Below are 12067 nucleotides of genomic sequence, written 5' to 3'. Positions count from 1 at the left end.
GAAGCGTGTGCGTTGCGTATCGCGCGGGAAACCATTTCGATCTATAGTTACAAAAAGTGTCGAGACGGGACCTTTGGATCCGAAGGTCAGGCACGGCCGGCCTAGATAGACCGCTTGGCTGACGATTAGCTGACGATGGGAGTTCTCACGAACAGGGCAAGAAAATCCGACCGCTTCAAGCTTTCGATATGGTGAGAAGAGGATCCGCACCGGCCTCCCAAAGCCGGCAGACCATCCCATGTTCGTACGGTCGCCGACCTTCTCGAGGCCAATGAGCTCACCGCGCCGGGCCGTGATGTGCAGGCGAGAGAATGGTGATGCAAAGACCGAGTTCCTGCTCGTTGCGTGCGCCCGTGGAGCCAGCAAGAATACGGTCATTGCGGTCATGCAGCACGTGGACCGCGTCTCCTGTTCGACACCACAGCATCGAGATGCAAACGAGCTGCTGCGGCTGCCATTCGGTCGCGGCATGCGTGGACGGCGGGATTGGCCGAACAGCCGAGATCGTGGTCGACTGTTCGATGCGAGAGCAACATCCTGCAGAGCATACGGTTTTTGCGCTGGCCGGTTTTTGTCAAAAGCCGTCAGGTTCTCGAAAGCTCCCGCGCTTAGCTTGATCGAGGTTAACCTTTAACACGTCGCCGCCAATGGCAAATGCCGGAGTACCTGATGATAGCAGCAATTGGGAGTGGAGTTGGCAACCTCGGGACTTCCTTGATCCGAAAGGGCCATGGGGATTCGAAATCCGAGCATTCTGGTGATGGCAAGCCGGCTGATGGCAATGATGGCAAGCCAGCTGGTGGGAATGATGGCAAGGCAGCTGGCGGGAACGATCGGGCGGATAACCGAACCGTTTCAAATGATCAACTTCAAGACAACTCACAGTCTGCAGCACAAAGTGAAGCCTTCCAAAGTATCCTGCGATCGTTCGCGTTCCAATTCGCGAACGATGCGATGGCTGAGGCCGATGAAGCTTTGGATGACACAGAAGATGCCTGACGCGGGAAAATCCGGCGTGAGGTCATACAGGCCGTTATTGACGGCACAACTCCAACAGAAAAAGGAATGATCATGGCTGCAGTTGATAATAATAAAAAATCAGGCAATACCAATACCAGTAGCGCCGGCAATACCGATAAAACTAACAGTGGCACTCCCGGCAATACAAGCGGAGCTGATGCTACTGCTTTTCAGGCGCAAGTGCAGGAACTAACCAATGTTAGCTTGGAGGCGACGAAAAGGAGTGTCCAGTTGCGCACTCTAACGACCAATCTCCAGACCATCAAGAAGGCCGCCGACGAACGCGTTTCGTAATGTCGGAGGCGGGTTTTAGACTGCCCCTTAGCGCGTCTCCTTATTGACGCGACGTAGTCCCGAAATGAGCCGCATGGCAATTGCCATGCGGCTTCTATCCTGTTTGAGAGATGCTCTGTGGATGACGCCGTTTCCCTCCGTTTCGAAGTGCGTTCGGGGCACTATTGCGGTCTGACCGGCAAGACGGATCTTCAAAAGTGTTTAATCGGCAGCGGCTTCGATGCCGATTTGGTCTTTGTCGAGCAGGGACTGGCACCGCATCACCTTCGTGTAACTCTTCTTGGCAAGTCGATCGAACTGGAGGCGCTTGCACCCGGAATCAGTATCGAGGGCAACCGGAATATGGCCGCAGGCCAGTCCGTTGTTGTGCCCCTTCCTGTCGTCCTGCTCGTAGGCGAGATGTCCATTGCTTTGTCCGTGCAGGATGCAGAGCCGCCTGGTTCGACCGGCATACCGCGCCTACCGATCGGTGTGCTCGCCATGGTCATAATCAGCTCACTCGGGATCGGCGCGCTTTCAGGCACGATCTCCTATCTTGGCAATGCAAGTGGATCGAGCCCCAATTCACTTCGGGCTGAAGTCGCGTCCAGAACGATCAGTCACCGCGCTGACAATGAACTTACGGAGGCAGCGGCCCAAGAGCTGCAGGAGGAAGTCGATCGAGCGGGTCTTCTCGACGTCAAGATTGGGTCAGCAAAGGGTGTTGTGACCGCCGAAGGCACCGTCACGTCTGAATCGGTCATCAGCTGGCAGAAGCTTCAGCAATCGTTCGATCGTCGCACCAAGGGTACTCTAACACTGGTGAACGGAGTGCTCATCAAAGAGGAGAAGGCGCCATCCGCAATCGCGGTCGAAGCTGTGTGGCATGGGGTCCAACCATATATTGTCATCGACAGCGAGAAGTATTTTGTCGGCGCCATTTTGGCTGATGGATGGGTGGTCGAACGGATTGAGGACAGCCGTGTGCTGCTGAGCAGGAATGGCCGCATTGCTGCTCTCCAATATTGAAAGCTCGCAGGCCCCATCAAGCAGCACTCTATGGCCAGCCAAACATCCTGCCGCGCTCGGTGCTGACAAGCTGGCTGCGTTGGAAACATTTGCTGCCCAGCCATTTCGCGCCTGCTTGTGGCTCTCATGCAGGGTCACGCGCTGGCCAAGGCTGAGGCGCCTTCGGAGTTCGAAAGCCACGTTTCATGGCGTAACAGCAGTGTAAGTCTCAACCGATTGCAAAGGTGTCTCGATGGCCAACGTCCTGCGTGACTTCATCAAGCGTGCGCCGGCCAGCCCGGATTTAATGGTTGCGTTGATGCTGCTTCTGGCTGTCGCGATGATGGTCATGCCTATCCCGGTCGTGGTGGTCGACGCCCTGATAGGATTCAATATGGGGTTGGCCATACTGCTGATGATGGTTGCCCTGTATGTCAGTACTCCACTTGATTTTTCCTCTTTGCCCGGCGTTATTTTGATTTCCACTGTATTCCGTCTCGCGCTCACGGTCGCAACGACGCGACTGATCCTGGCCGAGGGGGAGGCCGGCAGCATTATTCATACTTTTGGCGATTTCGTCATTTCAGGCAATATCGTGGTGGGTTTCGTCATATTTCTGGTCGTCACCATGGTGCAATTCATGGTCCTCGCGAAGGGTGCCGAACGGGTGGCAGAAGTGGCGGCGCGTTTCACGCTGGATGCTCTGCCGGGCAAGCAAATGGCGGTCGACGCAGAGCTACGCAACGGCCACATCGATGCCAACGAATCCCGCCGGCGGCGCGCCGAATTGGAGAAGGAAAGCCAACTCTATGGCGCGATGGACGGCGCGATGAAATTTGTGAAGGGCGATTCCATCGCCGGGCTGGTGGTTATCTGCATCAACATGCTGGGTGGAATTTCGATCGGCCTGCTCTCCAAGGGCATGTCCTTCGGCGAGGTACTGCATCACTACACTCTGCTGACGATAGGCGATGCATTGATATCGCAGATTCCGGCCCTTCTGCTCTCCATTACTGCGGCGACCATCGTCACCCGTGTGACTGGGACGGCGAGGATCAACCTCGGTACAGAAATGGTCAGTCAGCTCACGGCCAGCACTCGAGCCTTGCGACTGGCGGCCGGCGTCCTGGTTGTAATGGGGTTCGTTCCTGGGTTTCCCCTCCCCGTCTTTCTGATGCTGGCCGCAGTGTTCGCTGCGGTAAGCATTGTCAAGGCTGATGTGCTGGGCGCCGGCACTGCCGATGCGAAAGGTGGAACTGCAGCGGAGCCTAAGCAAGCCGCGCCTGCGAAGGAATTCCCGATCGCATTTTTTCTAGCGCCAGATCTTATGCAGGCGGTCGATCAAGCCGAATTGCAAAAACATATTGGGCGCGTTTCGCTCCTGGTCACAGCCGATCTGGGCATTATCGTTCCTCGCATCCCTGTCTTGGTTGACGAGCAGCTGCCTGAATCGCAATTCCGAATTGATGTCGAGGGCGTGCCAGTCGAACAGGACGCCTTAGATCCAAACCAGATGGCGCTCCGAGCCGATGTAGCGCACGTCGACTCGAGCGGTGTCCCCCTTAGACGTGAGCCGAAAACGGACAGACTCCCGGTTGAACATACCCCTGCAAAGGCCCTTACGGGCGCCGGCACGGAGCATAGGGCTCCCGGCGAACTCCTCGCCTTGCGCGTCCATGCAGCGTTGACCCGCTACGCACCGCGATTGGTGGGCATCCAAGAGACCCGACATTTCCTGGGCCGAATGGAGCAGGAATATTCTGAGCTTGTGAAAGAGGTGCTACGCACGACGCCGATTCCTCGGATTGCCGATGTTCTGCGCCGCCTCCTGGAGGAAGGTATCCCAATCCGCCACACCCGTCTCGTGTTGGAGGCATTGGCCGAATGGAGCGAGCGTGAGCAAAACGTTGCCCTGCTGACGGAATATGTCCGTTCTGGTTTGAAGCGACAGATCTGCCACCGCCATGCCAACACGGAGGGCATCGTGTCCGCCCTGGTCGTCGAGCGCGAGAGCGAGGATGTGATGCGTGGCGCGGTTCGAGATTCGGATGCAGGCCCCTATCTCGCACTGGAGGATCGGCAAAGCGAAGCGATGCTATCACAGATACGTCAGGTCCTTTCGAACGCAGAACCGGGTCAAACCCGCCCTATTCTGTTGACGTCGATGGATGTCCGACGTTTCGTCCGCGGCTTTCTGACGCGAAACGGGGTTGATCTCGCCGTGCTGTCGTATCAAGACCTCGCCTCCGACTTTACAATTCGCCCCGCAGGATCCGTCACACTCCCGCACGGATCGAACAGCGGATTGTTAGAGTAGTCCCACCTTTCCTAACTGAACGCCACGCGCCTCCCCGATAACTGAGAGATAACATGAATAGTAATACAGTTTCTCCATCGCCTATGTTTCTGCGCCGGAACTCACTTCTTTTTGCCGTACTCGCCATTCTGCCTTTGGGCGGTTGCGCCAGCTGGCAAAAGCCGGCTCTTTCCGTGCAGGAGACATCTTCCCCCGAGTTGCTCAGCGCCGATCAAATCGATCCGGCTATGCGCGAACGCATTTTGCGCGAAGTTGGTCAGGATGTTCAAGAGCGGGCTTTGCGGGATGAGGTGAAGCAGCACCCGGACAATGTTGATGCGGCGATACGACTTACAAATGCCTTGGTGGGCCAGAAGCGCCCGCACGAAGCGGTTGAGGTGCTCGACAGCGTCTTGGTTGCAGCCCCAGGAAACGTACGTGCATTGAATGCGAAGGGCGTGATTTTGGACATTGAGGGGCGGCATGACGCGGCACAGGCCCTGTATCGGCGAGCTCTCGAAAACGAGCCAGGCAATCAGATGGTGCAGCATAACTTCAATCTGTCGCTTGCCTTTAACGGCAAGTCCGAACAACCAAGGTTAGCACGATCGCAATAGGTGGGCACAGTGCATGCGCAGCCTGTTCCCCGGCTCGAACACGCGCTCGGCTCCCATCATAGATGGCCCCCTGAAGAGAGCCATATCTATGCAAAACAGTTGCTCCAGATCTGGCCGGCAGAGATCGGCAGGAGAGCCGGATGACATCACGCGGCCACCCGCAAGGCCACCCGCCTCGCTTCGTTGCCAGAGCGCCCTCTCCCTCGCCGGTCACCGTCTCGCAATGCGGCGACCTGGCTTAAGGCGGTCGACCGAGCGCCCGATGCAGTAGCCATGAATACGTAACGCAGCGATGGACCCGCCGGATCGTGTCGCGCTTGTGCTGGCCGTCCCGGCCATTACAGCACGGTGATTGTAGCTGGATCATATTCTAGAGGCATCGATGGTGTGGATGCCTTCGATCCAAACAATCGATTTGTTGAATTCGTCCGCCTGAGGAAATTAGCTGCGGCGATCCGACTTCCGACGCCTGCAGGCGCAAAACCAACAGCGTGAGCGCTGCGGGTCCGGAGGCAGGCTGCAAAGTGCAATCACCAGCGCTGATAAGCGGCAAGTGAAGAATGTATCGCTCGGGCGACTCCTGTGTTGTGCACGGTTGCCCCGCGAGGTGAACTGTAGCAGCTTGGCAGCTCAGCGTTCACGAAAGGAGAAAAGATTTGGGGCCAAGCAAAGACCGGCTTTTTTGATTGTCTTGCTGTATCGCTATGGTGGGGCGGGCGCGACCGCTCCCATAATTCAATACGCTATTCAATACGCTGCCTTTAGCGATGGACGATGACGGGATGCGTCGCCGAGACTTCAATGGTGGAGGAGCAGCGCACCCGTCGATCCATTTGCTTTCAGCGGCAACCGCCACTATGAAGCGACACTTCGCCCAACTGTGTTTCAAGCTGCCCGGAGAAGTTTATGACAGAAGAACCCCACAAGACCGACATCCTCATCGAGCTCACTGCCGATGTTGTATCAGCCTACGTCTCCAACAACCCCGTCCCGGCGGGGGAGCTTCCTGCCCTGATCGCCCAAGTGCACGGGGCTCTAAACGGCACGGCTGGACTCATACCGGCAGAAGAGCCTGTGCCTTTAAAAAAACCTGCTGTCCCGATCAAAAAGTCGATCGAACCGGACTACATCATTAGCCTTGAAGACGGCAAGAAATTCAAATCGCTAAAGCGCCATCTGGCGACGCACTATGGTCTGACCCCAGACGAATATCGCGCCAAATGGGGTCTGCCGTCGGATTATCCCATGGTGGCGCCGAATTACGCCGCTGCGCGCTCCGCCTTGGCCAAGACCATGGGACTCGGCCGCAAACCGAAAGAGCCGGAAGCCCCAGCCACGGCGCCGGCGAAACGGACCCGCAAGAAGGTCGCAGCCTAAATCCGTATCAACAGTCGTTCGGACGCGCAGCAGCCGTTGGCCCAATCTGCGCGGAATCAAAGGGCGGGGATGAGCCCCGCCTTTCCCGTCCAAGAGCCTCATTTCCAGAGTAATTCATGATGGCTCCAGCAATCCCTGCCGCGGCATTAACTTGCATGCTCCGGCCCGGGTTTCGAGCCGTCAATGCGTTCCGGCGATGACGAACCTTGCCAAGGCTTTCCCGGACCGTTAGCCAACCTTGCTGAGGCTGCCTGCAGAGGACTTTCCCGTGCGGCGATCCTGTTCCACCTCGTAGTTGATCTTCTGGCCCTCATTAAGGGTCGACAGGCCCGCTCGTTCAACAGCGGAAATGTGGACAAAGACATCCTGACCGCCGTTGTCAGGCTGAATAAAACCAAAACCCTTCGTGCTGTTGAACCACTTCACCGTTCCAGTCGCCATATCCATTCCTTTGTAATAAGTCGCAACTTAGGCAGGCCATTCACGCCAGCCTGATTTGTACACGAGACTTTAGGCGCATCAAAATCGGAAAATTGCAAGGCCCACTCGATCGCCTGATCTCCAGCAGCAACTGCAACATATGCGAGGCGCGTGCCAGACGAGGCGTATGCCAGACGTTTCGTCGTGCCCTGTCGCTCGAACGTTGACAGAAACAATGACACACCTTGCAAACTCGGCACATCTTGTGGACGTGCTCGGGTCGCTTCTCGACTGCGATACCCGCTCCTGACCGGGTATCGTCGGCCAAAATGAGGGTTTTTGTCATGTGCCGCCAGACCGAAAGATCAGGCGCGCAGCGACCTGCACATTCAAACCGGAACCCGCGAACCTCGATTAGCTTCTGCCGGTAGCCTGCTCTGAGGCGGGCCACTGTCGGGTTGAAAACCAACTGTCGGGTTCGGAACCCCAGATTGTCGGCAAGGTACGCGCCGCCCACTGGTTGGCCAAAGGGGCACTGGCTCCTGATCCTGCCGCCATGCTCGCCCGATCTCAACCCGATCAAGACAGGTCTGCTCAAAACTCAAGGCGCGGCTGCGGAAGAAGGCGGCCAAAACTTTCGACGCTCTCTGCGGAACTCTCGGCGATATCTGCCAGCTGTTGGAGCCAAATCAAAAACCATTAATTGCGACAGGTGATTTTATGACATTCATTGCGAAGAGGCCAGAATGAACAGCGGAAGAGAGTAGCAGCTCTCTGGTCGCGGCGAGGTGGATCGTCGACACGATCGGCACCTGGCCCGTGCGGGGATCGCACCGCAGCCAGCACCAGAGCCAGACCTTGACCGCTTGCCTTGCTCAGGCGCCACAACAACGAGTGGCTGGAAGCAGATCCACGTGAACTCAGCGATATCGATCAGACGATGCTTACCCTCATGAAAGCCGATCCCGACGCTGTCCAGCGCCGCGAAATCCTGACCAGCATATGGCGCATCGGATGCCACCGCCTGCACACTCACCATCGACATGCCGGAACTCGGAACCAAAGGCCGCAAGCCTCGCCGGCCTCGGCAAAATGGAGCGGCCGCGCCTTCATCCGGGGCGGCCGGGCCAATGTTCGCCAGGCCCTCTACATGCCCGGCCTTCGCCCTGCGCTTCAACCCCGACCTCAAGGCAAAATACCAGGCGCTAAAGGCGGCAGGCAAACCCGCAAAGGTCATCATCTTGTTGCGAAAGCTCCTCATCCTAGCAAACGCTCTCCTCAAGGCGCAGCGAAAATGGCCCCTAAAACCCTTGACCGAAACGGATACCTTAGCCTTTCAGGTGAGGCGGGCCGAGATAGACCAACCGCGGGTTTAACTTCGCGAGTTTAAGCTGATTATGCCGATTCAACTCTAGCGCCTGCGCGACCGTTTTAGCTTCCATCAACAAGGCGGCAGGGTGGGAGGAAGTACCCTCCCCTGCCGCGAACAAGCTTTGGACAAAGCCCCACCTTGTCCGTAATGTGATCGGGAGGCCGGGGCGCGGCGGTGCTCAGCGGATGTGACGCGCGAGATCTGCGACCCTACCCATCAGCACTTCCACCGGTCCTCGCTGGAAGACGCGCAGCCAAAGCACCGCAAAAGTGCTGATAACCACAACGAAGCCAAAGAGCGTGGACAGGCTCTCGTCTTTGAAAATGTTTATCTTCATAAGATAGGCTATTCCCGCAATGTGCAGCACATAGGCCGTCAAAGACATCGAGCCGACTGCGATTATTGGCCAGACCAGCTTTCGCAGACGCGGGAGCGCATCCACAGCGAGCATGCAAGCCGCCAAGATGATCATTGCGCAACCGGTGCTGCCCACGATCGAAAGCGTCGTTTCGCTATGAGGTGCGGCTATCCATGACGACTTGACTATAAATGACGACTTGGAAGGCTCAAAAGCGCCGTCAACGTCAGACCACCACAAGGAGGTTTCAGTCAAAGCGCGGGAACTCAGCGCGAGCAAGGATCCCCCATGGCCCAACACGGCCAGCGCGACCCCCGCCAGACCAAGGCGCCAATGCGCTGCTAGCGTATTAAGATTAAGGCGCGCGATGGCCATGCCAGCGATGAGGAAAGGAACCCAGGTCACCGCGGGATAGTAGCCGTTGACCATGAGGTTGAAGACCGGGTCGAGGAGGTTGGGGGCAACCGACAGAAGGGAGGAACGGACTTGCGGGAGAACTAATGCCGTAGCGGCAGCGATCAAGCCCAGCTGATATGCGCTGAGCCGATGGAGCGGCAATACCAACAAGAAGCAAATTCCGTAGTATTCTAGGATGACTTCGACCTGGGTACCGAGGCAGCCCAGGATTGAGCCAAGCGCGAGCAAAACAAGGGCACGAATTGCGACTCTGGCGATGGCCTGTCTACCGGCTATCCCCGACTTCGGCGCCTTGCGACCTGTAATCAGGAGGATTGAAAAACCGGCCAATACGGCAAACAGGGCCGACGGCCGCCCATGGGTTAGTTCCATCAGAAACCCGACTAGTCCTCCTTCGCCGGGGTCGGGACCGAGATGGGCGGCATACATCCCGAAGACAGCCAGGCCCCGAGCGAGGTCGATGCCGACCAGCCGATCTACTACCGACCCATTCCTAGCGTCGGCAACCGGTGCCTTCTTTACCATGGTAGATTCCCTTGTTGGGTGTGTGGATCGCGGGAGCCGCGATAGGAGAGCCGGTCGGCTGCTGCCGTCGCCTCGTGAAAGGGTTCAAAACATCGCGCCATCTGGCGCATCGAGCCGGCGACAGAGCTGTTCAGCCATTAGCCTGGGGTAAGAACAACAGATCGGCTCACAAAGCCTGTGTCACGGACCTGAAAAGTGGTGTCGCGGAACCGTCGTTTTTTGCATGATGGCTAAGCCGAGAGATCCACTGCACCGACGAGAGACTCAGCGACGTTGGATATCCGATCAGTACGCCGCGGCTCCGCCGGTGACGATCACCCCGGGTGTCAAGGCCAGGGCGTAAACCTGCCATAATCTGTGGTGGTGCGCCCGCGACCAATCCGTTCGACAAAGCTCGGCGCATGGTCGAGCCAATCATATTCTTCCATGTGGCTGTTGCCTGAAAAACCGAAGACGCCGTTCGCTGGTCCAGCTGTTCCAGACCTCGGCCTGCGTCGGTCATTAGAACCGGCGCGCCTGTTTCCCAAATCAATTTGCTGATGCAGCCGCCGGGGGTCACATTGAGCAAAAGTGCCGAGGTCAGGACGGGTTTCATAGGGGCTCTTCGTTTGGCTTTGTTAACGACCCCTTTCTTGCAAGTTGTAGCTGACAGCAGCCTGAAAGCTCCCCAAATAATTCGCTGCCGCCGGTTCAGCCTATTGTCAGCTTCGACCAATAAGATGGGAGCCTTGCCCTCATACCGGAGCTCGGCAGCATGATGCGAATACTGCTCACTGAAGACGATAAGGACCTTGGAAGTGCTATGCACGATCATTTGGTGGCTGGTGGCCACGCGGTCGACTGGGCCAAGAACCTGTCCGAAGCGCGCGATTATGCAGCTGTGGTCGGCTACGACCTTATTTTGCTCGACGTTCACCTGCCGGACGGCAATGGGATCGACTATCTGCGGGAGCTGATCAAGGAACTTGAATCGGCACCGGTCATCATTCTGACAGCCTGCGATCGGATTTCGCATCGCATCGAGGGCTTCAACGCTGGAGCCGACGACTATTTGGTCAAGCCGTTCGATCTGGGGGAACTCTCAGCGCGTATCCATGCAGTGGCACGTCGCCATGGGCATTTTCCGGAGCCGCAATTTTCGGTTGGGACGCTTTCCATACAGGCAGCCGAGCGACGCCTCTTCCGCGAGGGGCAGGAGGTCTACCTGACTTGACGCGGATGGGCGGTGCTCGACTACCGTCTGCCCCAGCCCTGCACGGTCGTTTCAAAAGGGAAGATCGTGGACGCGCTTTTCGGCAGACGGCGCTGATTCATACTCTAAAAGAAAATTCGGCTTCCAGTTGCCTTGGCCATGACTGCCCTTCCCGAGAGATGGGTGACAGTTCATTCCGGATAGATGGGTTAAACTTTCGGCCCTTTGCAAGGAGAGCAAGGTGCCTTGGAAGGAGTGTAACGTCATGGAAGAGCGGCTGAAGTTCGTCGCCCGGCTGCTGGACGGCGAGAAGATGGCGGTGCTTTGCCGGGAGTTCGATATCTCGCGCAAGACCGGCTACAAGATCCTCACGCGCTACAACGACAGCGGCCTGGAGGGGCTGACGGACCGATCGCGGCGGCCCTATCGCCACGCCAATCAGCTTCCGTTTCAAATCGAGAAGCTGATTGTGCGCCTCAAGCAAGACAAGCCGACATGGGGTGCGCCGAAGATACGCGAGCGGCTGGCCCGGCTGTATCCGGATGTGCACCGGCCCGCGATCTCGACCGTGCATGCCGTGCTCGACCGCCACGGCATGGTCGAGCGCCGCAAGCGCAGGCGCAACAGGGCGACGGGGACACCACTTTCAAACGGCTGTCGCCCTAACGATCTTTGGTGTGCCGACTACAAGGGCGAGTTCGGCAGAGAACACGGCCGGGACAGGGGATCACAAACACTTGACCGTTCCAGACCCTGGCAGTGGCGCATCGATTGACCGTTGGCTCTGTTCGTGGGCACCGAAAATAGGGCCTTCTTGGTCCTCGGCAGAGAATATGGCCCGGACGGGGGATAACAAACACTTGACCGTTCCAGACTCTGGCAGTGGCGCATCGATTGACCGTCGACTCTGTTCGCGAGCGCCGAAAATACGGACGACCCCTATGGTCAAAGTGCACTTCTGACCTGCTAGGCACTGTTCGATAACTGGAGGCACCCGCTACGGTGCCCTCGTATTTAAGACACCTGTCAGTTTCAAGCCTGGACATTGACGCGTGGCGCGGCTGCCATTCGTTGACCGCCACGTCGAATTGCCCGCCAACCAGTGTACAGCCGCCGGTGGTCACATTGAGCAAAAGTGCCGAGATCAGGAGGGGTTTCATAGGGGCTCTTCGTTTGGCTTTGTTAACGACCC

The 12067-nt window shown here is 57.6% G+C and carries 9 protein-coding genes and 1 pseudogene; 8 read left to right on the top strand and 2 right to left on the bottom strand.

The genetic code is table 11. The features are described from left to right. Positions 1-669 precede the first annotated feature (669 nt). The 6 genes from JT360_RS06645 (at position 670) to JT360_RS06620 (ending at position 6591) form a co-directional block, all read left to right on the top strand. A complete protein-coding gene (locus JT360_RS06645) occupies positions 670-999 on the top strand; it encodes a hypothetical protein (protein ID WP_081714433.1) in 330 nt (109 codons plus the stop codon). A gap of 72 nt (positions 1000-1071) precedes the next feature. Continuing rightward, positions 1072-1314: a nodulation protein NopA gene (locus JT360_RS33495; RefSeq protein WP_224570034.1), complete on the top strand. Its 243-nt coding sequence runs from the start codon at positions 1072-1074 to the stop codon at positions 1312-1314. Between the two features lie 117 nt (positions 1315-1431). Next, on the top strand, positions 1432-2322 hold the full coding sequence (locus JT360_RS06635) for a SctD/MshK family protein (RefSeq protein WP_127310091.1): 891 nt from the start codon (positions 1432-1434) through the stop codon (positions 2320-2322). Positions 2323-2554: 232 nt separating this feature from the next. Further along, positions 2555-4618, top strand: a complete 2064-nt coding sequence (sctV, locus tag JT360_RS06630; protein ID WP_063169272.1) for a type III secretion system export apparatus subunit SctV — start codon at positions 2555-2557, stop codon at positions 4616-4618. A gap of 53 nt (positions 4619-4671) precedes the next feature. Further along, positions 4672-5214 carry a tetratricopeptide repeat protein gene (locus tag JT360_RS06625; RefSeq protein ID WP_082826568.1) on the top strand — a complete coding sequence of 181 codons (543 nt, stop codon included), beginning with the start codon at positions 4672-4674 and terminating at the stop codon, positions 5212-5214. A 906-nt stretch (positions 5215-6120) separates the two neighbouring features. Continuing rightward, positions 6121-6591, top strand: a complete 471-nt coding sequence (locus JT360_RS06620; RefSeq protein ID WP_127249594.1) for a Ros/MucR family transcriptional regulator — start codon at positions 6121-6123, stop codon at positions 6589-6591. A gap of 228 nt (positions 6592-6819) precedes the next feature. On the opposite strand, the gene JT360_RS06615 is transcribed toward JT360_RS06620, so the two are convergent. Together JT360_RS06615 and JT360_RS06610 are read right to left on the bottom strand one after the other, a co-directional pair. After that, on the bottom strand, positions 6820-7032 hold the full coding sequence (locus JT360_RS06615) for a cold-shock protein (RefSeq protein WP_127249593.1): 213 nt from the start codon (positions 7030-7032) through the stop codon (positions 6820-6822). Between the two features lie 1529 nt (positions 7033-8561). Continuing rightward, on the bottom strand, positions 8562-9683 hold the full coding sequence (locus tag JT360_RS06610) for a DUF418 domain-containing protein (RefSeq protein ID WP_214470758.1): 1122 nt from the start codon (positions 9681-9683) through the stop codon (positions 8562-8564). Positions 9684-10437: 754 nt separating this feature from the next. Between JT360_RS06610 and JT360_RS06605 the strand changes: the two genes are divergently transcribed. Both JT360_RS06605 and JT360_RS06600 read left to right on the top strand, forming a co-directional pair. Next, positions 10438-10896, top strand: coding sequence for a response regulator transcription factor (locus JT360_RS06605; protein ID WP_245458615.1), 459 nt, complete (start codon positions 10438-10440; stop codon positions 10894-10896). 220 nt (positions 10897-11116) lie between these two features. Then, positions 11117-11575: pseudogene (locus JT360_RS06600) on the top strand (helix-turn-helix domain-containing protein); the annotation flags it as partial. Positions 11576-12067: the final 492 nt, after the last annotated feature.

The organism is Mesorhizobium sp. dw_380, assembly GCF_018588885.1.
Lineage (GTDB): Bacteria > Pseudomonadota > Alphaproteobacteria > Rhizobiales > Rhizobiaceae > Mesorhizobium.
The sequence above is the reverse complement of the archived record's forward strand: the minus strand, read 5'-3'. Positions and strand labels throughout refer to the sequence as shown.

Excerpts from the sequence above, each read along its gene's own strand:
- JT360_RS33495 (WP_224570034.1), top strand. The coding sequence starts at position 1,072 with ATGGCTGCAGTTGATAATAATAAAAAATCAGGCAATACCAATACCAGT.
- JT360_RS06620 (WP_127249594.1), top strand. The coding sequence starts at position 6,121 with ATGACAGAAGAACCCCACAAGACCGACATCCTCATCGAGCTCACTGCC.
- JT360_RS06610 (WP_214470758.1), bottom strand. The coding sequence starts at position 9,683 with ATGGTAAAGAAGGCACCGGTTGCCGACGCTAGGAATGGGTCGGTAGTA.
- sctV (WP_063169272.1), top strand. The coding sequence starts at position 2,555 with ATGGCCAACGTCCTGCGTGACTTCATCAAGCGTGCGCCGGCCAGCCCG.
- JT360_RS06605 (WP_245458615.1), top strand. The coding sequence starts at position 10,438 with ATGATGCGAATACTGCTCACTGAAGACGATAAGGACCTTGGAAGTGCT.
- JT360_RS06615 (WP_127249593.1), bottom strand. The coding sequence starts at position 7,032 with ATGGCGACTGGAACGGTGAAGTGGTTCAACAGCACGAAGGGTTTTGGT.
- JT360_RS06625 (WP_082826568.1), top strand. The coding sequence starts at position 4,672 with ATGAATAGTAATACAGTTTCTCCATCGCCTATGTTTCTGCGCCGGAAC.
- JT360_RS06645 (WP_081714433.1), top strand. The coding sequence starts at position 670 with ATGATAGCAGCAATTGGGAGTGGAGTTGGCAACCTCGGGACTTCCTTG.